The sequence below is a fragment of the Dyadobacter sp. HNCC25DJ185 genome, assembly GCF_056895195.1.
In genome coordinates this window covers 151,009-177,190 of record NZ_JBXHAR010000008.1, presented here as the reverse complement: position 1 = coordinate 177,190, position 26,182 = coordinate 151,009, and the positions used below count along the sequence as shown (strand labels likewise).

Genomic DNA, 26,182 nt, shown 5'->3' with positions numbered 1-26,182 from the left:
TCATTCAAAAGATGGGAACCAAACTGCTCAACCGACAATCGGGTATTAAGCGGCAGCATTAACTTTGATTAACATTTCGGCTTGGTCAAATCATCGTTGTTTGCGATTTCAAGTTATATTTGAGCAATGACGCCCGCAACAAACCCATCTGTAAACACCCGTTTTTTCGATACAAAAATCGAGTTTCTCAAAGGTGTCGGGCCGCAGAAAGCGGCTCTCCTAAACCAGGAACTGAATATTTTTACATTTGGGGACCTCATTCAGCATTACCCTTTCCGCCATGAGGACAGGACCGTTTTTCACCAGATCCGTAGTCTTAGTGAGCAAATGCCTGCCGCCCAGATCAAGGGAAAGCTGCGGGAATGGACCACGGTCGGGGAGGGATCAAAAAAGCGGCTGGTTGCCTATTTCACGGATGGTACCGCGTTACTTGAACTGGTATGGTTCCAAAGCATTGCCTGGTACCAGAAAAATCTCCGGGTTAACACCGATTATGTCGTTTACGGCAAACCGGTCAATTTTGGCGGGCGATGGAGTATTACACATCCCGAAATCGAACTCGTTACCCACGAAAATGAAATGGGCGGCTATTGGCAACCCATTTACCCGCTGACGGAGAAGCTGCGCAAACGGTTCATCGACAGCCGTTCCATGGCACGAATGGTACGCAGCCTGCTGGAGATTTCCAGACCACATATCCGCGAGACGCTACCAGAAAATCTGGTACAGAAGTACCGCCTGATTTCCAAAGCGGACGCACTTTGGAATTTCCATCTCCCGCAAAATGCGCAAGGGCTTCACCAGGCGCAGCGCAGGCTGAAATTTGAAGAACTATTTTACAATCAGTTCAGGCTGATCAAGAATAAGTTGCTTCACAAGACGGAGTATCCCGGGCTGATTTTCTCGAATGCAATGTTGGTTAAAACATTTTACGACAATTACTTGCCTTTCCAGCTTACCAACGCGCAAATCCGTGTTTTACATGAAATTCACGAAGACCTGAAAACCGGCAAGCAGATGAACCGGCTTCTACAGGGCGACGTAGGCTCGGGGAAAACAATTGTCGCTTTTATAACGATGCTTTTTGCATTGGATAATGATGCCCAGGCTTGTTTGATGGCACCGACGGAAATCCTTGCGGACCAGCATTACCAGGGATTGAAAAAGTTTGCGGACTTACTGGGTATTCAGATCGCCAAACTTACGGGATCGACGAAAAAGAAGGAGCGGGAGATCATCCATAAGCAGCTGCTGGACGGCTCTTTACATATCATTGTCGGCACGCATGCATTGATCGAAGATATCGTCCAATTTAGAAACCTGGGCCTGTGTATTATTGATGAGCAACATCGTTTTGGCGTAGCACAAAGAGCGAAGTTATGGGCAAAGAATGACAAGGTTTACCCGCATATGTTGGTGATGACTGCCACTCCTATACCCCGGACGCTGGCCATGACTTTATATGGAGATCTTGATATATCGGCTATTAACGAACTTCCTGCAGGCAGAAAACCAATCAAAACAGTGCATCGGTATGATGCCCACAGAACTTCCGTTTTCGGGTTTTTGAAAGAGGAAATAGCTAAGGGCCGACAGGTGTACATGGTTTATCCATTGATTGAAGAATCCGAAAAAATGGATTTGAAGGATTTAATGGATGGATACGAGAGTGTGGCAAGATCTTTCCCCCAGGTGCCTTTGAGCATTTTGCATGGTAAAATGAAGTCACAGGACAAAGATTATGAAATGGGTCGTTTTGTGCGGGGCGAAACCAAAATCATGGTTGCCACGACGGTCATAGAAGTAGGCGTGAATGTTCCGAACGCTTCCGTTATGGTAATAGAAAATGCAGAGCGATTCGGGCTTTCGCAGTTGCATCAGTTGAGGGGAAGGGTGGGGCGCGGGGCGGAACAATCGTATTGTATCCTGATCACCGATTACAAAATCAGCAAGGATACCAAGCTTCGGATAGAAACGATGTGCCGAACCAACGACGGCTTCGAAATTGCGGAAGTAGACCTTCAGCTGAGGGGGCCTGGTGATATGTCCGGTACCCAGCAGAGTGGGTTGGTGGACCTCCTGGTGGCTAATCTGGCCCAGGATGGCGAAATTCTCAGAGTGGCCCGCTCGTCCGCCGAGGAGATCCTCAATCAGGACCCTGACCTGCTCCAGCCTGTTAACCAGCCTATTCGCATGCATTTGCAAAACCTGCGAAAGGATGAAACAAACTGGGGCAGGATCAGCTAGGCGTCAGGGAATGATTTCTCTAATTTCGCCAGAAAATTCAAAGGACTGCGGACGTGTAACATGCAATGCTGCCCCTAGGGAAGTGGCATAGGGCAAGTCGGTCGCGTAAACTTTATGATTAGGAAAATTCCTTGCGATCAGGCGGGTGAAAATTTCATTTCTCGCAAAACCACCATCTATATAAATCGCTTGAACGTCATTTACGGCCACAAGGCTCAGCGACACAAATAGAAGTTCGGTGAGTCCTTTGATCAGATGATGGTATGCCGCCTCGGGAGATGCAAAAGCGCTGATCTGCCATTCCTGGGTATTAGGCTCAGGGAATGGGCCGTTGCCGGTCATGCAGGCAGTGTAAAACGGTGGTGTGTCCGCTTTCAGGATTTCGTCGTTGAAAACAACGCCTTTGTAAAAATCGGGGGCTACTCTGAAGTACTCGGCAATGCGCGCAACCTGATAATCGTGCTCCCTTCCCATAAACAAGCGCGATGCGGTCACCCCGCTTCCCTCAGGGGTAAGATAGTTCATGCAATCCCGTTCCAACTGGTAAGAGGTGAGCGGTTTGGACGCAAAAGAGTTGAAATTGATACACCAGGTACCAGTCGAAAGTAAAACAAACGGTTTTTTTACAGCCATTCTGTAAGGTATCAATGCAGATGAGCTGTCGTGCAGCCCAAATCCGGATTGGATCCCTTTATCCCCGTGACGATAAATGAACGAAGATGACGCAAGCACCGGAGCAAGTTTTTTGTGAATCCCTTCTTCTTTTACCCAATCGTGGTAATCCCACATTTCGAAGCTCCAGAGCGCTGTGTGACAGCCCAGGGAAGTGTAATCGCTGACTTTGCGGCCCGTCAGCAGATAAAGGATGTACTGTGGTAAATGCAGGGTGGTAACAATTTGTTTATAGATATCCGGCTGGGTGTATTTCAGCCAGTAGAGCTGCATTCCGGAATTGAGCATACCCATGGAGGGTGAGCCGGTTTGCAATGATATCCTGGTTGGGTCTCCGTAAGTGCTGTAAAATTGTTTCGATAGTTCCTCAGGAAAGGGTTTCAGGTATGAGTAAAGGGGGGTAAGCGGTTTGTTGGCCGCATCCAGATGGACAAGGCTGGCACCATAACCCGCAACATTGACTGCTTTGATATCGTATTTTGGATTTTCAAGCAGTTGAGCCCAATGATCTTTTACCCATTTTGTCAGCAAGTCACAATCTTCTGTGGGGAAACCGTCTTCGTCTGTTGTTTCGGGAAGATACTCGGAAAACTCTTCGACTATTTCGTACTTTTCATTAAAAAGTACGTACTTCTTATTGGTCCTGCCAATGTCAAAAACCGCTGTTACTTTCATTATTGGAAATCTATATCACTTTTTAACCGAGAATGTATTTTTCGGTTAATATAGTGACTTTACGTTAAAACCTATACCCTTATTTGTTGTTTGTAAAATGTTTGCAAGGCCCGTCTCGCCCGCGTTTGAAGCTATTTGGTCTTTTCAAGAATTGGCTTCAAAACCTGTGTCCATCTTCGGTAGCCTTCCTCATTCATATGCAGACTGTCTCTGACAAAAATACTTCCGTCGGGGCGGCCATTTTTGATCATGACAGGCCATACGTCAATGTACTGGTGTTTCTGATCTGTCTTGATATAATCCTGAATAAGCTGGTTTGCTTTGATTGTTTCATCTTTTCTGGCCCAGCGGGAAGGTGAAGGTTTGAGTGAAATTCCGTACAGCCGCACATCGGGCAGCTTTTCGCGGATCAGTTTACAGAGTTGCACATAGGCATCGCGAACCTGTTCCGGGGTCTTCTTTTTTGAACCGAACATGTCATTTTCACAATAGATCACTACTGTTTTGGGATGATATTTCGTGATCGTCCGGTCCGCGTAATAAATTACTTCCGGCAGTGTAGAACCTCCAAAACCACGATTGATAATCGGTAAGGGCGCAAGGTCCTGCGCCGCAGATTGCCATTTCGTAAACGAGGAGCTCCCAGTAAAAACGATACCGCCCGGTGCAGGCATTTTTTCAGCGTCTTTTTTTTCAAATTCGAGGATCGCGCTTTCTGATCTGTCGAGCTTGTAATCGGGCTCCCAGGGAGCGGCGAGCTGGGTTGTGGCTGGTTGTCTCTGGCAAGCGTTTAGTCCAATAAAGAGGACCAGCAGGTATTTTTTCATTCTAAAAAAGTAGATATGCCGGAAAAAGGCATATCTACTTCGATTTTAATGTAAATGACGAGATTATTTTGAAGCGGTGACGCAATTATCAGTCACGTAAAAAATATCTCAGACCAAGACCGACATTTGGAAAAGTAATACCTGGCGCGAACCCGTAGGTAAAATTGCGCGTGATCTGTTCATCGTCACTCAACCTTTTGGCTGCGTTCGACGAGGTATATTTGAGCAAAACAGGCCTGGCAAATCCCAGGGAGCCCAGGAGCCACCATCTTTCATTCAATTTATAATAAGCTCCCGCGCTGATACCCAGTGCAGCTGAAACCGCATGGCCTTTCACGTCATATACCTCACTGCCATTCACCGTCAGACTCTTGCTATAATCGTAATCCAAGCCAATGTCAGGCCCGCCGAAGATACCAAAGTGATCATTGAAGTGTTTGTAAAATTGCCAGAAATGGCCGACGCCGAAACCCACTCCCCGAATCCCATCAACAGCAGTGAGCGAATTGTTGACCATCACATATTCTTTACGGCCTGCCAGAGAGGTGTTCAGGTTCCAGCCGGAAGCACGTGTCTCCGTTTTAAACTTACCCAAACCTATTTGGATACCGTAGCTGTATCCATTGGTAGCTTTGGAATCGTCGGGATTATTAATGCCAAAACCAATGGCCGCGTCGCCAGAAATGAATCTTTTGCCTGTAAACTGGGCCTGTATATGGCTTATTGAACATGCGAATGCGAGGAATGCGAGTAAAAAGATCTTTTTCATGACGGGCTTATTTAGATTGTAAATACCATGATGCACGCAGGCCAAAATACTGACTGATCGAGGAAGTAACGCCGGCATTCAGATCGAATGAGTTGCCGTTTAAATGGGTGTAGCCCATCCCTAGTGAAAGTACGTTTACATCAGATTCCAGTGCGAAGCGGGGCGTGATCCGGAAAACAATGCCCGGATTTACATAAATTTGAGCAGCATAGCCATCAACGCTATTCTCAAGTTGATCCGAGTAGGTCTTCGACCAGATATAGGAAGCATTGAAACCCGATTGTAAAAAAAGGGCCCATTTGGCATTGATGGATTTGTAGTTGCGGATGAAAGGCGACAGTGACACACTGCTGTAATGGAAGCCGGATTTGTAGTCGCCGCCTGAACTTTCGTTTTTGTTTTTAAACTGGTTCGTCGAGCCGGTTAGTCTCAACCCAAACATTTTGTTATCGCGGAAAAACCACCCCGCTTGAATGGAGGGCGTAACATTGAACCGTTCGGTGTTAGAACTGAAATTGGGCGGATACTTATCCTTTTGATGATCTCCGTTAAAGTTCACAGTGGCACCCCAATAACGACCACCTTTCTGCAATTGCGCGTGAACTTCGCCAGCCAGACAACAAGCGCACAACAGGGTCATCATAAAAAGTTTCTTCATGGTTTTCAAGTTAAGTGAATAGTTAAAAGCAATATAATCATGTTAATGTAACCACTGTACTATTTAGGTTAATTTAACAAAGCACAGAAAAGAGGCAGCCAATGGATGACTGCCTCTAAGTATTACCGATACCAAATTTAACCTAACAATCTTTGATGGCTGTCGGCCAACGGCTTTTTTCGACAGCCATAATATTTTAAAATACTCCCTCCCAGTTGCCCTGACGGTAATATTGCAATAGTCTTTGCTGCATCAGATAGTCGTATTTAGCCTGGATAGCGTTGCCTTGTGCTTTGGCCAGGTTGGCCTTGGCAAGTGAGTATTCGTATGAATTGGCAATGCCTGCATTCATCTTGCTCTCTACCACTGCAAATGCCGCGGTAAGCGACTCAACCTGGCTTTGCGCAGAAGCATGTTTATCGGCCATCGTTTGCAAGTTCAACACGGCCAGTTCAATGGCCTGTCTTAACGTCTGGTTGGTTACATCAAGGGTATTCTGAGCCTGGCGTTCCTGTACCTTGGCAAGTTCAACCCGAGGGCGGGTCGTCCAGCGGCCCATAATCGGAATATTCAGGTTCAATTGCAGTGAACCGTTCCGTGTAGCATTCAATTGATTGAAATAATCCAGGCTCTTGTTGCTGGTAGCGTAGAAAGCCCCGATCCCGCCACTAAGGCTTAGAGAAGGATAATTGCTTGCTTTGATGGACTTCACCTGGTATGCAAAGCTTTGGCGGTACAGCTCAGCGCTGCGTATTTCGGGGAAGCTTTTTTGTGCATCTTCATAAATGTCCAGGGCGTTATCAGCTGTGAGTGTCGAATCCCTCGGAACGAGTGGCTCGAATTCAACATTGTCGTCGGGGGTCACATTCATCCGTTGGAAAAGTGCCAGCCGGGCTGTGCGGTAATTATTAAGGGCAGTCACCTGGCTGAATTTATCGTTGGCTAGCTGCGCTTTGATTTCATACAGCAGGTTGGCGCCGACTGTCCCGGCATTAACCTGTTTGGAGACCCTGTCCACCTGTGTAACCGAAGATTCAACTTGTTGTGTCCAGGATTCATAGAGCGCCTTTGTAGCCAATACGTTCACGTACCCCACCATTAACAGAACAGTTTGTGCATTCAGAACTGCGGTACGGTTTACCTCGGCAGATTCTTTCAGCAAAACATACTGTCTGATTTGATTCTGTACTTTAAAACCCTGAAAAACAGGTGTCTGAAAGTTAATGCCCATATTGTTATATCCATAAACCTGATCTATATACGCATTGGTATACTGGTCGATGCTACGGCCGATATTTACGCTTTGGCTCGCGCCGAAGGAAATCTGTGGGAGCATTTGCGACTTGGTTTGCCACAATTGGGCCTGGGCAGATTGTGCCTGAAGCGTACTTTGCTGGTAAATAAGATTATTCTTGGCCAGAAGGTCAACGCATTCGCGGAGACTCAACGTGGTTTGTGCCTGTACGTACGACACGAAAATGCTGAATAGTAAAGTTAGGTATTTCATGGCTAATAGATTTTAGGCTAACCAACCGTCTTTCAGGCGGACCACCCGGTTTCCATAACCGGCATTGATCTCTGAGTGGGTTACCTGTACAATGGTGACTTTATCTTCCTGGTTTAATTTTTGAAACAATTCCATAATCTCGATTGACTGCTCCGAGTGCAGGTTACCTGTGGGCTCATCGGCAAATATTACCTTCGGGTTGTGAACAATCGCGCGGGCTACACCTACCAGTTGCTGCTGACCTCCTGAAAGCTGATGGGGAAAAAGATCCTTTTTGGCAACCATATTGAAACGATCTAGCAGCTCTGCCACACGGCTTTTGCGCTCTGAGGAGGATGTTCCCTTGTACAAAAGCGGTGTTTCTATGTTTTCATAAACTGTCAGCTCGTCGATCAGGTGGTAAGCCTGGAACACAAAACCGATATGGTGGCGATGCAGCTCGGTACGTTTTTTCTCCGATAATTTCTGGACTGGTTCGTCGAGAAACAGGTACTCACCCTCTGAAGGTTCTTCCAACAATCCAAGAATATGCAGCAAGGTTGATTTCCCTGAACCGGATGGCCCCATGATCGATACAAACTCGCCTTCTTTAATATTTAAATCAATGTGTCGCAAAACGTAAGTCTTGCCAAAACCTGCAGGGTAATATTTGGATATCTTTTCTAACTTAATCATAAAAATTTTGAGTTTGAGATTTCAGGTATAGTTACGGACAACCCATTTGAAAAACAATACCTATTCCTGAACCTCTTATGCCAGTCCTATTTTAAAAAGGCTTGCCAAAAGGATAATTTATTGACATTCAAATTATTAAGTTTTGTTCTTAAAGGTCAATCGTTCGAAATCGTACAAATGTGTACGGTATCGGACGGGATCAATGGGCACCCTTCTGCTGTCATCCTGAGGAGGCCGGTTCACCGGGCGATCGAAGGACTTAACTGGCCCGGCGGTGTGCTTCCAGCATTTCCATCTTGCTCAGTTTGGGAATTCAAATAGTTAATTTTTAGAGACTTAGTTGAATGCTGCTAGCCCTGTAGAGCGCGCACAGGATTGGCCAGCCCGGCTTTTAAGCCCTGCAAACCAATGGTGGTTAGTGCGATCAGAATGGCCAGGATACCTGGCAGTCCGAACGCCTGCCAGGGAATGGCGGTCCTGTATGCAAATCCATCCAGCCAGACACTCATGATATAGTAGCCAACGGGGCAGGCTATGCCAATCGCCAGCAGGATCAGTCTGATAAAATCTCTTGAAAATAAGGCCACAATGCTGAGAACGGTTGCCCCAAGTACTATTCGGATACCAGTTTCGCGGGTACGCTGTGCGGTGGAAAGGTGGGCCAGTCCAAAAAGTCCGAGGGCGCAGATCAGGACAGAAAGTCCTGTAACGATCGTGACCGTTTTTTGCAGCCTCAGTTCCTGCTGATAACCGAGTGCATTTTGCTCGTCCAGAAAGGAGTAGTCAAAAACGGCCGTCGGGGCTGCTTTTTTGAATGTAGTTTTGAGTAAGGCAAGCGTTTCGTGCTGTTTTCTCTGGTCGATCTCCACCCAGATGGCATCGCCGCCGTATTGATCACTCATCAGTAGCACCATGGGCTGTATTTTTTCCTTTAAAGAACTATAATGGAAGTCTTTGCAGACACCGATGATGGTAAATGGCTGGTTGCCAAAATACGAATCGGCTAAGAATTGTTTCCCGATGGGATCCGAAATTCCGGCGGTTTTGATGAATGATTCATTAACCAAAGCCGCATAGTTTTGGTCGGAGGGAAATCTGGATGAGAAATTTCGCCCTGATTGAAGTTGGATATTCAATACGTTGAGGTGATTTTGATCAATGGCTCTATAATAGCTCAGCATGTTTCTGCTGTTGATGTTGGTTTCTCTATAACCGAATTCACCCGCCAGCGAGATTCCCTTTATCCGAGGGTCATTTCTCAGTTCATCCCTGAAATTTTCAGAGATACGCCTGACGTCTTGTAATCCGGAAATGCCAATTTTGATGATCTGGGCTGGGTTATAGCCAAGGTTTTTGCGGTTGATAAAATGCATTTGTTCATAAAAAATCAACGTAGCAATGCCTAACAAGATCGCTACCGCAAACTGAAAGACCACCAATGCACGCCCAAAAACGCCTAACCCCGATAATCTGACCTTCTGATAAAGTACCTCTACCGGATTTAATCTGGAAAGAAGGTAAGCCGGATAAAGTCCGGAAGCGAGGGTATTGAACAAGAGAATGGCTGTTAACCAGATCAGTAATTGCGGACCTGTTACTGCCTCAAAAGTGATTTGCTTGCCTGTCAGTTGATTAAAAGCCGGTAAAGCCAACAAGGCAAGCCCAATCCCCGATAACAAAGCGGTAAAGTTTAAGAATGCGGGCTCGCCTAGAAATTGAATCAATAGCTGCCTTTGGCTGCTTCCGGTGGTTTTCCGGATCCCTACCTCCCGGGCTTTTCTCATGGAATTGGCAATACTGATGTTAATCGAATTAATGCTTGCCATCAGTAAAACAAAAGTCGCAATACCCAAAAAAATGTAAGAATAGATCGGCTTGCTGCCGTTGATAATACCCGCCTCCCTGTTTGTATTGGCAATTTCCTGCGGATTGAGGTGGATATCGGTTATGCGCTGCAGCCCATAGGTGATTTTTGGGGCCGGCTCCTTCGATTTCAGCGCTTTTGCCAATTGGTCCCGGGCATTGATATGGTGTATCTGATCAAACTTTGAGATCACGGATTGCACATTGGAAAGCGGATGCAAAACCACAAATGTGCCGAGATAACTATTCAGCCAGCTTTTATCGTCAAATGACACTTGCAGAAACCGGAACGGCAAAAGGATATCAAACTGGATGGAAGAGTTGGCAGGAGGATTTTCGACGACGCCACTCACTACCAATGGTTTTCCAATCCTGATGGCGGAGGGGTCGGAATCCATTTGCAGGACTTCCCCGATCACATCCAGCCGGTTGAAAAATCGCAGCGCTGTTTTCCGGGATATGACTACGGCGTTCACATTTTTTAATACGGTGCTTGCGTCTCCATGAAGCAATTTGAAAGTGAAAACGTCAAAGAAATGATCATCTGTGAAAAGCATTCTAAGGCGGAATGCTTTTTCTCCTGCATGAACGTCCCCGTGAATATCCCCGCCCATGACCCTGGCATAGTGCAATACTTCTGGGACCTGTGCATAGAAAGCCGGTCCCTGCACCTGTCCGGTACCACCTGTGGTTGTCTTTTTGCCCAGGACTTCCAAAGTTGTTGTAATGCGGTAGAGATCGGGGTTATGGCTATGAAAGCGGTCGAATGAACGTTCATCGGTATGGTACAGCGCTGCCAGGATCATACAGGCCGAGCCTATAGCAAGCCCACTTATTTGAATGGACACATAGAGCCTGGTCTGCCACAAATGGCGGCCGGTCATTTTCAGGAAAGTTTTGAACATGTCAGGAAAGGATCTCCATTTTATACCCAATACCGTGGATGGCGGTGATTTTGATGCTGGGATCACCAGCAAGCATTTTTCTTAAACGGGAAACGAACACATCCACACTCCGGCCAACCGTTACACCTTCATCCTCCCAAACCGATTTCAGGATAAAATCACGTTCTAGCACCTGGTTCGGGCTTTTGACGAACAAGTTGAGCAGTTTTGCCTCGCGGTAGGTTAGTGCATGTACTGCCGTACCCGTTGATAAGGTTTGTCCAGGGACATCAAGAAAAGAATTTCCGAATCTGAGTTTGGCGTGTAACGCGGCTGCGGCAGGCTCGGGCATATCCGGAACAGTACTTTTCTTTCTCGACCGTCTCCAGGCCATTAAACCAAGCCCGGCAAGCGTACTCCCAAACGGCAGCATCCACCAATTGGAAAAGTTGCCCGCTGCTTCGGTATCCTGAGGGATAAAACTGATTTGCAATGTATAACATCCGGCATCCTGGTTGCGGGCCTGGCAGGGAACCCCGCCTTTTTGGTTCAAATCCTGGAAGTTGTATCCGAGCTGGATCACCTTGGTTTCACATTTTAAAACCGAAACGTTGTAGCCTCGTTCGATGTGCTGCATTTGAAGGGATTGCTGCAGCAGTTCGGGTAATTTTTCGTAGGTCAACAGATTTTCCAACCGGACCGAGAAAGTATTCGGATCTACCTGTTGAACGGGTTGAATGGTCGTGGTCGAATCTCCGTTCAGTACCAGCAAATGATGGGCAGTGCGCCTGAGCGCCAGGTTTACTTTTTCGGCGAAGCGGAAATCATCGCTCTTGGCCAGCGCGATTTGGCTGCAGAACAAAAGTCCAAGGAAAAGCACCATGATATGGGCCGGATAAATCCGGCTTCTCGATTCCTGAAAAAATGTGCTGATCCAAATCATCGCGATACGTTACAGGTTGATAATGACAAATTTAATTATTTCTAGCAGCCTCCCTTGCTTGGTTTACTAAGTCCGATGAGCCAATTGAACTGAGGCATGATCTGGAGGCGGTCGACGTTAATGATACGCTGACCAATGCCATTTTGTTTGTCCACAGGGTCGATTACGATAAGGTCGTCAACCCTGGCGGAGCTTAGTATTTTACTAAGTTCAAATTCCAGTACAGGGTGGTTAAGTGCATTGAAACCTGTCTCGACCACCTGTCCGGCCCTCACCAGGTAAATGGTAAACGGGACTTTTCTGACCTGGCCAGACTCCGGATTTCCCGCCACCAAAGTGAGTGTGCCCCTGCTTGCGGTAGATAATCTTTCATAACTTACGGCCTGGCCGTCCAACATAACTGGATTGTAATAAAAGCCGTGTCTTAAAGTTTCAGGAAGTGCAATGGAAGTAGGCAGGGTGAAAATCACGAGGATTGCGGCAAGGAATCTGGGGAATGGATTTTTCATGATCATCTTGTTTAACTTGTTGCGGTTTTGAACAATGATCAAAAGTATCGATACCGCATAAAAGCTTCGGTTCGCCGTGGTAAAACATTGTAAACGAAATGTAAAAGATCGCATTTTGCATTAATTTTCAGTTAAAACAGAACATAAATCCACATCAAAGGTGTTACCAAACCGGAACACCGCAACATCGATTTGAAAACAATACCTTCTCAAGATCCCTACGCAGCACTTCGCTATTCCGATTTCAGGTTTTTTATATCCAATACCTTTCTCTTTTCGGCCACTATCCTGATTCAGGAAGTGATCGTCGGTTACGAGCTTTACAAAATGACCCACGACCCGCTCGCCCTCGGGCTGGTAGGGCTGGCAGAAGTGGTCCCTTTTGTCGTTACCTCGCTTTTTGGAGGATATATTGCCGACCAGAAGAACAAGATAACCATTATGCACCTGAGTTTGATGGTGATTGTACTGGGATCGCTGATTTTGTATGTGGCCTTTCAGCCGGGCATCTATCATGCGCTTTCACAGACCCAGCATCTGATTATTATTTATGCGGTCTTTGCACTGATCGGGTTTGCAAAAGGGTTTTATTCTCCGGCATCCAGCTCGCTGAAGCCATTTTTGGTGCCCAGGAATATCTATCATAACTCGTCTACCTGGAGCAGTTCTTTCTGGCAGGCAGGCTCCATTACAGGCCCCGCCATTGCGGGGTTTATGTATGCATATCTTGGTTTGACGAATACCTTGCTCTGTGTGATTGCGAGCTTTGTCGTCTGCTGGGTTTTGTTGGGTATGATCAAAACCCGACCCGAATTCCCAAAAATAGTGACACCATTGCTGGATAGCCTGAAAGAAGGTTTCCGGTTTGTTTTCAAAACACGGATCGTATTGTATGCGATATCGCTGGACCTGTTTTCAGTCTTATTTGGGGGCGTGGTTGCTCTTCTGCCCATTTTCGCGGAAGATATACTGAAAGTCGGTCCGGAAGGATTGGGCTTGTTGCGGGCGGCGCCCTCCATCGGCTCCCTGCTCACGATGTTCGCGATGGCTTACTTTCCGCCTACACACAATGCATGGCGCAATATGCTGATTGCGGTGGCTGGGTTTGGATTATTTACCATCATTTTCGCGGTATCCACCAACTTTTTACTGTCCTGTGCCGCGCTTTTTGCGACAGGCGTTTTTGATAGTGTCAGCGTGATAGTCCGTCAGACCATCCTGCTGATTTACCCTCCCGATGAAATGCGGGGACGCGTCGCTGCTGTGAACGGCATGTTCGTCAGTTCGTCCAATGAATTGGGCGCCTTTGAATCTGGCGTGATGGCCAAAGCATTTGGGACTGTCCCCTCTGTCATGATGGGCGGGGTTTTAACGCTCGGCGTAGTCCTATGGATCTATCTGAGGTCTAAGGATTTGTTTTCGGTGCGGTTGAGTTGAGAGTTTGGGCGGTTGAGAAAATATTAACAATCCACTATTTTTGCCAAAACACTTTTGATTTATGTATATCTACAAAAATATCATTAGCATAGAAGAGGGGAAAAGAGGTGGGAAGCCATGCATTCGCGAAATGAGGATTACCGTTGAAGATATTCTTAGATGGTTGGCCTCAGGGATGTCCTTCGAAGATATTCTCCTTGATTTTCCCGAGTTAACAAAAGAAGATATCCTTGTCTCTCTCGAGTTTTCAGCTAATCAACAAAGGAAGATCTTTTATGATGTAGCAGCGTGAAGCTATTGATTGATCAAAATATATCACATCGCATCATACCTCTTATTAGGTCAGAGATATGGGATTTATACCACGTTAGAGATCTTGGACTGCTCGATGCGGATGACTACGAGATCTTTAAATATGCCCGCCAGAATAACTTCTCCGCTATTATTACAATTGATGATGACTTTGTAAAATTGTTGAATACGTTTTCGGTTCCTCCCAAAATCATTTGGCTAAGGACCGGTAATTGTTCGACCCAATCACTTTCTCAAACCCTACTTTCACGATCTGATACGATTGAGGAATTTTTACAAAGTGACGATTACTTTCTTTATGAAGTATTCAAGAAGCCCGGTCAGTAGTTTGGTTAACCCATTTATTCCCCTTTCAAGCTTTTAACCGGATTCATCAGGGCCGCCGTGTAAGTCTGCATAAAGACCAAAACCGTGATCATCAGTCCAAATCCCAGCCCGATCCAGGCGAAGGTTGCCCAATCAATGGAAATACGATACGCATAATTCTGAAGCCATTTGTTCATGGTCAGGATAACCAGCGGAAATGCAATGGCTATTGCGATAAGCATAACGACTAAAAATTCCCTCAGGAAAAGCATCACCACACTCGCTCCCGATGCGCCGAGTACCTTACGAATACCAACTTCCCTGGTCCGTCGGGCGACATTGAGCGACACCATTCCTAAAACTCCGAGCAGCACAATCACGATGGCCAGGACTGTCGCGATACCTGCAGCCTTTTTCATTTGCATTTCCGACTGATATAACTTTTGCAGCGTGTCGTCCAGGAAGGTATATTCAAAAGGAGCATCAGGCATCAGTTCCTTCCATTTGCTTTCCAATGTCTGCATGCTCCTTTCGAGATTGGAAGGATTTAAGCGAAAGCTCAGGTACCTGTATGAACCACCGCCGTGTACTTGCAAAAAGGCCAATGGTTTGATGATATTATGCATCGATTCAAAATGGAAATTTTTTGAAACTCCTGTGACTGTCAGGGGATTTGGGAAAAAGTGAAGCCTGACTTGCTGTCCCACTGCATCGTCCGCATTTTTGTAACCCAATGCTTTCACGGCTGCTTGATTCATCACAATGGTATTGGGCTGAAAACTGCCCTTGTCAGCGTGAAAGAATTTTCCCGCCACCATTTTGATCCCGTAGGTCCGGGCGTACTTTTCATCTGTGGTAAGTATTTGCGTATAAATGGCACCGACCGAATCCTGTCCCATTTTATACAAACCAAACCCTCCTCCATAATTTCCATTCGGCACTTCATACGACAGAGTTACTTCTCCGACCTCCTTCAGGCGTGACAGTTCGTCCCGTATGCCTTCCATTTTAGCAACCCCTTCCGGCGTCCAGTCGCGGGGTACGGGGACAGAAACCAATGCTTCTTTTTGGAAGCCAAGGTCTTTATTGAAAAAATAACTGACCTGCTGGGAAATGACTGCGGCGGCTGCGAAAACAAAAAGAGCAATGGAAAACTGAGAGATAATGAGTATTCGTCTGAACATGACATTCTCCTTGATGGATTTGAGTTTACCTTTTAGCGAATCAATGGAAGGCAATGCCGAAAGTATGAATGCGGGATAAATGCCTGCCAGTAAGCCGATGATCAGCGCAGCAGCCAATGGTACAATAACCGAGTATGGGAATACCGACCAGATCGAAGCGATCGGCTTGCTGAGCAGATTTTCAAAGTAAGTCCTGGAAATCTCGTAAAATCCCAGGGATATCAAAGCTGCAAAAACAGCTAGCAGTATGGATTCTGCTATGAATTGGCCGATCAATTGCCGTTTCAGGCTTCCCAATACTTTCCTCACTCCAATCTCTTTCAACCGGGCAGACGAATTTCCGATCGAAATATTCACAAAGTTGACGACCGCCATCAACAGAATGAAGGCGGTAACTCCAGACAATGTCAGGATCATTTTTCTGACCAGCCCATTATTCGCTTCCTGATAATAATCTTTCAAACCCGTAAAATAAACTTCAAGGTTAGCCCGGGTGCTTTCAGACGTACGGGTTGCCAATATTTTGTCGATTGGCTTTTTTAGGTCCCGGATATCCACGCCGTTACGCAACTGAATATAGGTAACCATGTAAGGGAACCCCCAATTGTCCTCCGAACCTTTGCGCCCTTCTAATGAACTTAACGGGATGAAAATCTCGGCCTGATTGGGCAGTAAGTGGGTTACTGAATTATTGGACAGCTCCCTCAGGACAGCCGTGACCTGATACTGCTGTTTGCCTCCCTGAAAATTGTGCAGCGTCAGATTTTCGCCGATCACATCGGTTTTCCCAAAATACTTCATCGCCCTGCTTTCGGTAATGACAATGGAATTGGGCGATTGCATGGCGGTCTTTGCGTTCCCATGCATAACCGGGAAACCGTACATGGAGAGCAATGTAGAATCTCCTGTTTGTACATCCTCCCGAAAATGCCTGTCGCCTTTGGAGATCGCGACGGTAATGGCATCGTAGCGGTAATACCCAGCTACCAGATTGGGATAATCGTCTTTTAATGTTTTTCCAAGTGGGCCCAGGCTGGTCATATCATTGCCCATATCTGGATTTTTCCATTTGCTGCGGACAATGTATTGACTGTCGGCGTTACGCAGGTCGAAGTTTACCCTGGACTCTCCCCATACATAGCTCGCGATCAGGAATGTGAAGGTCATCCCCACGGACAGTCCGAATAGCATGACAGCGGCGTAAAACTTCCGTTTCAGCAAGTTTCGCCAGGCGATTTTAAAGTAGTTGTGCAGCATAATCCCAAAAGTAGGGGAAATGCTGCACGACGATTTTTGGTGGCGTTGTATTTAAGAAAATTTAACAAGTCTCATCTTGATTTATTCCGTCCGCAATGACTTCACCGGATCCATCAGCGCCGATTTCAATGCCTGGAAACTCACCGTCGCGATCGCAATAATCATTGCAGTCAGGCCTGATAATGCGAATACCCACCAGGAGAGATTTTCGTGGTATTCGAAGTTTTTGAGCCACTCGCTCATGGCGTAAACAGCAACGGGGGTGCCTATTGCGATGGCGATCATTACGAGCTTGATGAAGTCTTTGGAAAGCAGCAGCACAACACTGTGGACACTGGCGCCCAATACTTTCCTTACGCCGATTTCCTTGGTGCGTGCCTCTGCGGCAAATGCGGCTAGCCCAAAAAGCCCGAGGCATGCTATGATGATCGCCAGTGCCGCGAATGTCAGCAAAATGTTACCCTGCTTTTGTTCTGACCGGTATTGCTTCGCGAAGTTTTCGTCCAGGAAGTGAAAATCAACGGTGGCTTCGGGATCGAAAGTCTTGTAAGTGTTTGCCAGATAGTTTAGTGCTTCTTTTGTTTTGCCCTTTTGAATGCGGACATACAGGTTATCGCGATCCATCGGGTCGGGCAGGCTTAGTACCAGCGGCTCGATTTTGTGTTGCAATGAGTAAATGTGGAAATCTTTAACAACCCCGATCACACGCGCCTCTGCGGTATTGCCCGCATTGCCGGTGAAGTACTTAACCCTTTTTCCTACAGGATTTTTCCAGCCCTGTTTTTTAACCAGCGATTCATTAACGATCACTGCATTCTTTAAGTCAGCCTCAGAAGTGCCGTCAAAATTCCTTCCTGCAAGCAACTTGATTTCCAGTGTTTTGATAAAATCATTATCCACGGAGAATTTCTGGACATTCTGCGTTTCGGTCGGCATTGCTCCGTTTTCTGTTTCAAAAAACAGGGTGTTCTGGCCAATGTTATTCCCGCCGATCGGGTTACTCGCCGAGGCAACGCTTTCAATGAGCGGGTTTTGAGTAAGTCTTTCTTTTACAGATTGCACCTGGCTGCGCACGTCGTTTTTATCAATGTGAAATGTCAATACCTGACTTTTATTGAAACCAAGATCTTTATTATTCACAAAATAGAGCTGCTTGTACACGATAGCGGAACATGCGATCATCACTACAGTTGCCATAAACTGGAACACCACCAGCGATTTGCGAAGAAAGTTACCGCCCGAATGCGTGCCGAATTGCCCTTTCAACGCAACAACCGGCCGGAACCCTGAAAATTGGATCGCAGGATAAAGGCCGCTTAATATACTGATCAGTGCGATGAAAGCGACGGCTGTGAGCGAGGTCACCAGTACATTGTCACGATCAATGGTCAGTGATTTATCGGCCAGCTGATTGAACAGCGGAAGCAGCGTAATGACCAGCACCAATGCGAGGGCACCGGCGAAAATGGTCATCATAAAAGACTCGATGAAGAATTGCCAGATCAGTTGAAAACGCTCCGAACCGATGGCCTTGCGCACGCCGACTTCCCGAATACGTTTCATTGATCGCGCGGTATATAGGTTAATGTAGTTAATGCATGCGATGACAAGGATCAGCAGGGCGATCGCCGAGAAAATGTAAATCGTCTGGATTTTTCCATTTGGCCCCAATTCATATTGCAGATTCGAATGTAAGTGTATGGAAGTCAGCGGCTGCAATGTCATCGTGAATTTTACGTTGCCCATTTCCTTTTCAAGATATTTCTTGAAGAAGCCGCCAAACTTGCTTTCCAGTTTCGCCGCGCTCGCACCCTCTTTCAGCAGCATATAGGTGTAAAACTCGGCTTGTTGCCAGCCAGCCGTATAGTTGGTTGGTAAAGAGCGTATGGCTGTGAAAGCAAGGTGTGAATTGGTAGGAGAATCTTCAATAACCCCTGTCACAGCATTGGGATAGTTATTGCTGAAAAAGACGGTTTGCCCAAGCGCTTTGGAAGCGTCACCGAAAAGTTTTTCGGCCAGGGTTTTGGTCAAAACGATCTTTTGCGGCTGCGTTAATGCTTTTCTGGCGTCGCCATAAAGGAATTTGTAGGTGAATATGTCGAAAATGGAAGGGTCCGCAAAGGCAATGTTATCTTCTCTGAACTTGTTTTGTCCGACGCCGATCACACCGCCACCTTCCGGGCTGATACGTACTGTTTTTTCAATTTCGGGATAGTCATTTTGAAGTGCCGGGGCAAAAGGTGCTGAGGTAATGGCCAGGTTCATTTCGCCGGTATCCCACTTGGCGGCTTGTACTACGCGGAAAATCCGGTCTGCTTTGGCGTGGAACCGGTCGTAACTGAGTTCGTCGGCGACATAAAGCACCATTAACCAAACCGCGGCCATGCCGACAGCGAGGCCAAATATATTGAGACCGCTAAATAGTTTCTGTTTTCCGAAATTCCGGAAGCTTATCTTGACGTAGTTCAGGAGCATAGCTAGTTGAGGTTTGTTTTTTAAAGGAATTAACAAATCACATGCCACTGTCGGTAATCGCTTATTGTCAGTGCTTTATGATTTAAAAAGGTCGAAAGATGTTCGGTTTCGAACATTGCGCTTCTGTATGTCCGGTCAAATTACCTAATTTTGCCAAATTCGCAGTTTCCTGTATTGAATCGTCATTTACTTATTGATTTTTAACTGAATAGAATGAACCCAACACCTGCTACCACTTTGCAAGACATTGTAGGGCATGCCAAAGAATACGGTTTCGTATTCCCTTCTTCCGAGATATATGATGGATTACAGGCTGTTTATGATTACGGTCAAAACGGCGTCGAACTTAAAAATAACCTGAAAACCGCCTGGTGGAAGGCGATGACGCAGCTTCACGACAATATCGTGGGTATCGATGCGGCGATTTTTATGCACCCGCTCACCTGGAAAGCCTCCGGTCACGTGGATGGTTTTAATGACCCGATGATCGATAATAAAGATTCCAAAAAACGCTATCGTGCCGACCAGTTGCTGGAAGGAAAGGCGGAACAATATACTGCCGAGGGCCAGCCGGAAAAAGCGCAAGCGTTACTGGCAGAAATGGGCAGGTTATTGAGTGCAGAAGACCTGAATGGCGTGCGTGAGCTGATCATCGCAGAAAATATCAAATGCCCGGTCTCCGGCACCACAAACTGGACGGAGGTGCGCCAGTTCAACCTGATGTTCAGCACGCAGGTAGGTTCCGTTGCCGAGGATTCCAGTTTGATCTATTTGCGTCCGGAGACGGCCCAGGGGATTTTCGTGAACTTCCTGAATGTGCAGAAGAGCGGCCGGATGAAAATCCCTTTTGGGATCGCGCAGATCGGAAAAGCATTCCGTAACGAGATCGTGGCGCGACAGTTCACCTTCCGGATGCGGGAGTTTGAACAGATGGAAATGCAATTTTTTATCCGTCCTGGTACCGAAATGGCCTGGTACGAATCGTGGAAAGAAGCCCGGATGAAATTCCACAAGGCGATCGGCCTGCCTGCGGAAAAACTGAAATTCCACGATCACGAAAAGCTGGCGCATTATGCCAATGCCGCGGTCGACATTGAATTTGAATTCCCCTTTGGTTTCCGTGAAATCGAAGGTATCCACTCCCGCACCGATTTCGATTTGAGAAATCACCAGGAGCTCTCGAAGAAAAAGCAGCAATATTTCGATTCGGACCTGAACGAAGAAGGCAAGCCTTACGGAAACTACATTCCGTATGTGGTTGAAACTTCGGTAGGCGCAGACAGGCTTTTTCTGGCTGCTTTCTGCAATGCTTATACTGCTGAAACGGTAGGCGAAGGCGACAATGCGAAGGAACGCACTTATCTGAAATTGCATCCGGCACTGGCGCCTTTCAAAGCGGCGGTACTTCCGTTGGTGAAGAAGGATGGCCTGGCCGAAAAAGCGCAGGCAATTGCCAATTCCTTGAAATCGTCCTTCCGGACGACTTACGACGACGGCGCGGCGATTGGAAAAAGATATACCCGCCAGGATCTGATCGGAACACCTTTCTGCATTGCCGTGGATTATCAGACGATGGAGGACGATACGGTCACCATCCGGCACCGCGACACGATGGAGCAGGAGCGCGTCGCGATCAGCGAGCTGAAGGAAAAAATAGGTTACCAGGTGGCGATTGAAAGAATTCTGGAAGCGATCTGATCATGGTTTTAAAATAAAAGAAGGGGCTGTTTCGTAAGGGACGGCCTCTTTTGTTCTGGTCGGGAATTTTTATTAATTCGTTGACTCTTTACACCAAATTTATAAGATGATCAACAAGCTATACGACACATCTTTGAGCCTGCTGACCGACCTGTATCAATTAACGATGGCTTATGGGTATTGGAAAGCCGGGAAAGCCGAGCAGGAGGCAGTCTTTAATTTATATTTCAGGAAGCACCCTTTTCAGGGAGGCTTTACCGTTGCTTGCGGGTTGAGCAGCGTGATCGATTATATGCAGGAGTTCCGGTTTAGTCCGGAGGACCTGGAATATATTGGATCTCTTACGGGAAACGACGGGAACAAACTATTCGAACCGGGTTTTTTAGAATACCTGCAAAAACTGGAACTGACATGCAGCATACATGCAGTCCCGGAGGGTACCGTAGTTTTTCCCAATGAGCCATTATTGCGTATCCAGGGCCCGATCCTTCAATGTCAGCTGCTGGAAACGCCCCTTCTTAACCTGATCAATTTCCAATCGCTCATTGCGACAAAAGCTGCACGGATGCGACTGGTCGCCAGGGAAGATACTTTATTGGAATTCGGTTTGCGGAGGGCGCAGGGTCCGGATGGCGGGGTTACTGCCAGTCGGGCTGCATATATTGGTGGTTTCGACGCTACTTCCAATGTTCTGGCAGGAAAGCTATATGAGATACCCGTGAAGGGAACACATGCCCATAGCTGGGTCATGTCATTCGATTCCGAACTGGAAGCGTTTGAAGCTTATGCCAGGTTCATGCCCAATAATGTGACCCTTTTGGTGGATACGTATGACTCGCTGGTGGGCGTCAAGCACGCCATTACGGTTGGGAATCAGTTACGGGCCAGAGGATACGAGTTAGGCGGCATCCGCCTGGATTCGGGAGATTTGGCTTATCTGAGCATTGAAGCAAGAAAGTTATTGGATGAAGCCGGATTTGAGAAAACCAGTATTGTTGCAAGCAACGATTTGGATGAATACATCATGGATAGTCTCAAAATTCAGGGAGCAAAAATCACCATCTGGGGAATCGGGACGAAATTGGTAACTGCTTACGACCAGCCAGCATTGGGCGGGGTTTATAAGTTGGCGGCTATTCAAAATGAGTCGGGAGCGTGGGATTATACCCTCAAATTATCGGAGCAGGCCATTAAGATATCGACGCCCGGCGTTCAGCAGATACGCAGGTTCAAGGATGCCAAAGGGTTTGTCTCGGATATGATCTTCAATATTGAGACACCGCTGATTGGAAAAGCAACAATGGTAGATCCTTATGATTTTACCAAAAACAGGTCGTTCCCTGAATCCATGCATTACGAAGATCTGCTGGTGCCTGTATTCGTAAAGGGCCAGCTGATTTACATGCTGCCCTCCATTCATGAAACCAGAAAAAGGGTAAACGACCAGCTATCACATTTCTACAAAGGAATCAAGCGGTTTGTCAATCCGCATACTTATCCCGTAGGACTGGAGAAGAATCTTTTTGATATGAAAACAGATCTGATCCTGAAACTGAGGGCCAGCAATCAATTATCAGACGTGTAGAAAGGAGAAAGACCGGCGGCAAAAAAGCAGGCAGAATCAATTATCCCCGGGCTGCTGCCCGGGGATAAAAGGGGCTATTTCTTCTCAGGCATCAGCACAACTTTGATGAAATGATCATCATCGAAATATTTCAATGCCGCAGCTTTTGTACTAGCTACTGTAATGGATTTCAGGAGTTTATCCTGTTGGAAAATTTCGTCCAGGTCATCTCCCAGAAAGGTATTGTCGTCCAGGTAATCGAGCCAGAAATTGTTGGTTTTCAAAGCAGTTTCGGTTTTGCGCCGGGTCTCAGCGACAAATTTTTCGATGTCTTTGGGGTCGGCGCCGTTTTGTTTGATCTTACCGATTTCTTCCTGTGTACGTTTAACCAGCTTATCCACATTTTCCGGCGCACAGCCAAAGCCGATACTGAACCGATAATGCCCGCTTGGAAATTTATCCGTCGATTCGGAAACACCGACGCCATACACCCCGCTTTCTTCTTCCCGCAGCGACTCGATCAGTTTGATCTGAAGAATTTCCTGCAAAGCCTCAATCTGAATGTTGTTTTCGGGATTATATTCATATTCGCCGCTTGAAACCAGCGTCACGCGGCTTTTTGGTTCAAGTCCCTTGTAAATCGTTTGCTCTATCTTTCCTTTTGGAGGAAATATGTTCGGATGTTTGAAAGTATCGTCCCGGTCCGTCGATGGCAGGCTGCCCAGGTATTTTTCCAGAAGTGGTTTGATTTCTTCCGGCTTGAAGGCACCCACGATGGTAAATACGAAATCCGAAGCATCCGCGAAGCGGTCTTTGTAAATGGCGACTGCACGATCCAGATTTACTTTGTCCACACTCTCTGGCTTCAATGGTCTGCGTTTGGGGTTGTGATTGGTCAATATTGCATTCAGCGAATCCGAATATACTTTCTCAGGGGTAAGGGTTTTCTGCATGTTTTCCAGGTAAGCCTTCTGATTGGCAAGAATCCCTGCCACCACCTCAGTGTCCTTTCGCGGTTCTGTGAAATAGGCATAAATCAGCTGCAATGTAGTTTCCAGATCTTTTGGATTAGTGCTGCCGCCAATCCCCTCGGTCAATTCGCTGAGGTAAGGTCCTGCGCTGGCCGTTTTACCCGCGAGGAATTTTTGTAGCTGGGTCTGGTTATAAGGCCCCACACCACCCGACTGGATCAGATAACTTGTGAAAATCCCTGTCTCGCGTTCATCAGGAAACAACGAATAGCCGCCCTTCGCAGTTGCCTTGATCAGAATTTCGTCATTTTTGAAGTCGGTAGGCTTCAGCAAGACTTTAACGCCGTTGGAAAGGGTAAGTTCCGTTACCCCCAGCTTTTCCAGCGTTTTTTCGCCTGTTATTTTCCCGGCTTTGGGTTCGGCTGAGAGCAGCGGCGAATCCACAACATCGTCCACATAGGCGGTCACATCTTTTCCGGCATCTGTCAAAAGTTTTCTGATTTCGGCTTCTGTCGGCAGCGCATCCTTGCTTTTTTCAGGTCCCATGACCACAACCGCCCGGTTTTTGTCTGTAATGTATTTTTTAGCCAGCGCATTCACTTCCGACAGCTTTACGCCGTCCAGGTGTTTCTTTACAAATTCAAAATAAGCTTCTACGCCCATATAGGGCTTGCCGTGCAGGAAATGGTCCAGATACTCCTGTACATGATTGGAAGACTTCGTCTTGTCACGTTCCTTGTAATACTGTTCAATGCCATTGAAAAAGTCTTTCTTGGCACGGTCCAGTTCGGGTTGTGTGAAGCCGAATTTCTGAACGCGGGCATTTTCTTCCAGCAGCGCGATAAGTGCTGTTTTCATGGTGGAAGCATCTTTGGCAAGCGCGATAGAAGTATAAGAATCCAGGTTGCCCAGGAAATCACCGTATTGGCTTCCTCCATATAAAAACGGCGGGTTTGCTTTTTGCGTCAACTCCTGCATCCTCTGTCCCATCATGGCATTGTAAAGTTCCTGAGCGAAATTGTTGCGCACGTCCAGCAGGTTCTTTTCCTTGTTATTGGGTTGTTTGTAAATCAACTGGATCAGGTTTTGTGGATATTCGGGATCGGTCACGATCGCAACCCTGGTGAGCCCATCCAATGGTATGTCATATTGAATCCTCTTCTTGGGATTGGCGGGCGGCGCAATGGAACTGAATTTTTGAATGATCGTAGCCTCCACTTTGGCAACATCAAAATCTCCCACAGCAATCACAGCCATCAGATCGGGTCGATACCAGTCTTTGTAGAATGCCTTGAGGATTTCGGGCTTGAAGGTTTTTAAAATACTGTCTTTCCCAATGGGCAGGCGCTCCGCATATCTCGAATTGTTCAGGATCACTTTCAGGAATTTATCGCGCATTCTTTGATTGGCGCCGCGGCCCATGCGCGATTCTTCCAAAACAACACCGCGCTCTTTCTCAATTTCAGACGGGTCGAGCAATGCACCATGTGCCCAGTCTTCCAATACCTGCAGTCCCTTATCCAGCAATCCGGCCGAATCCGTAGGTATCGGGAGCATGTACACTGTTTCGTCGAACCCCGTATAAGCATTCAGGTCAGCCCCGAACCGGACGCCGGTTTTCTGAAGAAAATTCACCAGCTCGTTTTTCGGGAAATGGGTCGTGCCGTTAAAATTCATGTGCTCCATGAAGTGGGCTAATCCTTGCTGGGCATCGGTTTCCAATACGGACCCCGCTTTTACCGCCAGCCTGAGCTCAGCCCTGTTTTTAGGCTCAGTGTTTTTACGGATATAGTAGGTCATTCCGTTTTTCAACCTGCCGGTTTTGACGCTGGGATCGAGAGGGACTTTTTGAGTGCTTAAGTCTTGGGCAAATACTGGATAGGGGCCTGAAATTGCCAGGACGGCAAAGTATAGAGCGACGAACGCTTTTTTCATTTTTCGAATTTTAATTTTGATAGATTTGGGAAGAAAGTTAATATAAAATTATTGAATGCTTTCAGGGCACATGATCCCTTTAAAATAAAGGCCCCTTTTGAACTTAAGTTTGGATCTGTCTTTAAAAACCGTCATTCCATCTTTGTCGAGAATTTCTCCGAACCCTTCAACCCAGCCGGAGCCTTTTTTTACAAAAGCGATTTCCCTGACAGTCTCCGTTCCCTCGGACACAAATGTATAATTTGCAAAAAGTGTGTCTCCGTGCATCCGGCCTTCGATTTTCCCCTGATTTTTATCTTTTTCAAAAAGCATATAGATAAGCTCGCCCGTCACAATGCTGTCGGCGGTATTGATATGCAGAAAGGCCGAGTCTTTTTTCATTTTATATGCAAAACACTCATAGATCTGATAGTCGTTAACCAACTTTTCGGGTTCCAATGTTTTGGAATAGCGGATTTGTTTCCCGCCGATTTCGACTGTCAGGACGCTGTCCGTGACAGAAATGATTTTCAGGGTATCGGTAACTTTTGTGGTTTGTTCGGTGTAGTCATTTTTGCCCGAGATCAGGAGCAGGTCTCCCTGCTTTTCCCACTTCAGGTATTCTTTGGTTTCCAGATTGATAGAGGTAGCTTTTCCGTCGTCTTTGAGTGTAAATCCATACTTATGTTGCGGTTGGTCCGGCATTTCGGTAACCCAGCTTCCTGATATGGAACCGGACTTTGAGGTACAGGAATACAGATATCCTGTCAGGACTAAAAGTGGGATAAGCAACTTCATCGTGGTATATCATTGGTGTTATTGATGGCAATACATG

General features: G+C 46.7%; 19 protein-coding genes. 6 read left to right on the top strand and 13 right to left on the bottom strand.

Annotation, left to right across the window (positions count from 1 at the left end; genetic code table 11):
• The first annotated feature begins 126 nt into the window (after positions 1 to 126).
• Positions 127 to 2,247, top strand: coding sequence for an ATP-dependent DNA helicase RecG (gene recG, locus AC1XUF_RS22980; RefSeq protein WP_483344190.1), 2,121 nt, complete (start codon positions 127 to 129; stop codon positions 2,245 to 2,247).
• Positions 2,248 to 2,250: 3 nt separating this feature from the next.
• Here the strand turns inward: recG and AC1XUF_RS22975 are convergent, their stop codons facing one another.
• From AC1XUF_RS22975 to AC1XUF_RS22935, 9 genes are all read right to left on the bottom strand, one after another.
• On the bottom strand, positions 2,251 to 3,594 hold the full coding sequence (locus AC1XUF_RS22975) for an FGGY-family carbohydrate kinase (RefSeq protein ID WP_483344189.1): 1,344 nt from the start codon (positions 3,592 to 3,594) through the stop codon (positions 2,251 to 2,253).
• A gap of 131 nt (positions 3,595 to 3,725) precedes the next feature.
• Entirely contained in the window at positions 3,726 to 4,421 is a 696-nt protein-coding gene (locus tag AC1XUF_RS22970; RefSeq protein WP_483344188.1) for a GDSL-type esterase/lipase family protein, read from the bottom strand.
• An 88-nt stretch (positions 4,422 to 4,509) separates the two neighbouring features.
• On the bottom strand, positions 4,510 to 5,190 hold the full coding sequence (locus tag AC1XUF_RS22965; protein WP_483344187.1) for a hypothetical protein: 681 nt from the start codon (positions 5,188 to 5,190) through the stop codon (positions 4,510 to 4,512).
• A 7-nt stretch (positions 5,191 to 5,197) separates the two neighbouring features.
• Positions 5,198 to 5,848: a hypothetical protein gene (locus AC1XUF_RS22960; protein WP_483344186.1), complete on the bottom strand. Its 651-nt coding sequence runs from the start codon at positions 5,846 to 5,848 to the stop codon at positions 5,198 to 5,200.
• A gap of 196 nt (positions 5,849 to 6,044) precedes the next feature.
• Positions 6,045 to 7,355 (bottom strand): TolC family protein, encoded by a 1,311-nt coding sequence (locus AC1XUF_RS22955; protein ID WP_483344185.1) that lies wholly within the window; start codon positions 7,353 to 7,355, stop codon positions 6,045 to 6,047.
• Between the two features lie 12 nt (positions 7,356 to 7,367).
• Complete coding sequence (locus AC1XUF_RS22950) at positions 7,368 to 8,030, bottom strand: ABC transporter ATP-binding protein (RefSeq protein ID WP_483344184.1); 663 nt, start codon at positions 8,028 to 8,030, stop codon at positions 7,368 to 7,370.
• A 350-nt stretch (positions 8,031 to 8,380) separates the two neighbouring features.
• Complete coding sequence (locus tag AC1XUF_RS22945) at positions 8,381 to 10,798, bottom strand: ABC transporter permease (RefSeq protein WP_483344183.1); 2,418 nt, start codon at positions 10,796 to 10,798, stop codon at positions 8,381 to 8,383.
• A gap of 1 nt (position 10,799) precedes the next feature.
• On the bottom strand, positions 10,800 to 11,720 hold the full coding sequence (locus tag AC1XUF_RS22940; protein WP_483344182.1) for a winged helix-turn-helix domain-containing protein: 921 nt from the start codon (positions 11,718 to 11,720) through the stop codon (positions 10,800 to 10,802).
• Positions 11,721 to 11,761: 41 nt separating this feature from the next.
• The gene (locus AC1XUF_RS22935; RefSeq protein WP_483344181.1) at positions 11,762 to 12,229 is read right to left on the bottom strand and encodes a hypothetical protein; all 468 of its coding nucleotides are present in this window, start codon (positions 12,227 to 12,229) and stop codon (positions 11,762 to 11,764) included.
• Positions 12,230 to 12,421: 192 nt separating this feature from the next.
• On the opposite strand from AC1XUF_RS22935, the gene AC1XUF_RS22930 reads away from it, so the two are divergent.
• The 3 genes from AC1XUF_RS22930 (at position 12,422) to AC1XUF_RS22920 (ending at position 14,305) form a co-directional block, all read left to right on the top strand.
• Positions 12,422 to 13,666: an MFS transporter gene (locus tag AC1XUF_RS22930; RefSeq protein WP_483344180.1), complete on the top strand. Its 1,245-nt coding sequence runs from the start codon at positions 12,422 to 12,424 to the stop codon at positions 13,664 to 13,666.
• 61 nt (positions 13,667 to 13,727) lie between these two features.
• Positions 13,728 to 13,958 carry a DUF433 domain-containing protein gene (locus AC1XUF_RS22925; RefSeq protein WP_483344179.1) on the top strand — a complete coding sequence of 77 codons (231 nt, stop codon included), beginning with the start codon at positions 13,728 to 13,730 and terminating at the stop codon, positions 13,956 to 13,958.
• Positions 13,955 to 14,305 (top strand): DUF5615 family PIN-like protein, encoded by a 351-nt coding sequence (locus AC1XUF_RS22920; RefSeq protein WP_483344178.1) that lies wholly within the window; start codon positions 13,955 to 13,957, stop codon positions 14,303 to 14,305. Before AC1XUF_RS22925 ends, AC1XUF_RS22920 begins: the two co-directional genes overlap by 4 nt.
• Positions 14,306 to 14,319: 14 nt before the next feature.
• On the opposite strand, the gene AC1XUF_RS22915 is transcribed toward AC1XUF_RS22920, so the two are convergent.
• Positions 14,320 to 16,725 (bottom strand): ABC transporter permease, encoded by a 2,406-nt coding sequence (locus tag AC1XUF_RS22915; protein WP_483344177.1) that lies wholly within the window; start codon positions 16,723 to 16,725, stop codon positions 14,320 to 14,322.
• An 81-nt stretch (positions 16,726 to 16,806) separates the two neighbouring features.
• Positions 16,807 to 19,200, bottom strand: coding sequence for an ABC transporter permease (locus tag AC1XUF_RS22910; RefSeq protein ID WP_483344176.1), 2,394 nt, complete (start codon positions 19,198 to 19,200; stop codon positions 16,807 to 16,809).
• A 213-nt stretch (positions 19,201 to 19,413) separates the two neighbouring features.
• On the opposite strand from AC1XUF_RS22910, the gene AC1XUF_RS22905 reads away from it, so the two are divergent.
• A complete protein-coding gene (locus AC1XUF_RS22905) occupies positions 19,414 to 20,898 on the top strand; it encodes a glycine--tRNA ligase (protein ID WP_483344175.1) in 1,485 nt (494 codons plus the stop codon).
• A 106-nt stretch (positions 20,899 to 21,004) separates the two neighbouring features.
• Positions 21,005 to 22,483 (top strand): nicotinate phosphoribosyltransferase, encoded by a 1,479-nt coding sequence (locus AC1XUF_RS22900; RefSeq protein ID WP_483344174.1) that lies wholly within the window; start codon positions 21,005 to 21,007, stop codon positions 22,481 to 22,483.
• A gap of 74 nt (positions 22,484 to 22,557) precedes the next feature.
• On the opposite strand, the gene AC1XUF_RS22895 is transcribed toward AC1XUF_RS22900, so the two are convergent.
• On the bottom strand, positions 22,558 to 25,368 hold the full coding sequence (locus AC1XUF_RS22895; RefSeq protein ID WP_483344173.1) for a M16 family metallopeptidase: 2,811 nt from the start codon (positions 25,366 to 25,368) through the stop codon (positions 22,558 to 22,560).
• Between the two features lie 48 nt (positions 25,369 to 25,416).
• The gene (locus AC1XUF_RS22890) at positions 25,417 to 26,145 is read right to left on the bottom strand and encodes a lipocalin family protein (RefSeq protein ID WP_483344172.1); all 729 of its coding nucleotides are present in this window, start codon (positions 26,143 to 26,145) and stop codon (positions 25,417 to 25,419) included.
• Positions 26,146 to 26,182 lie beyond the last annotated feature (37 nt).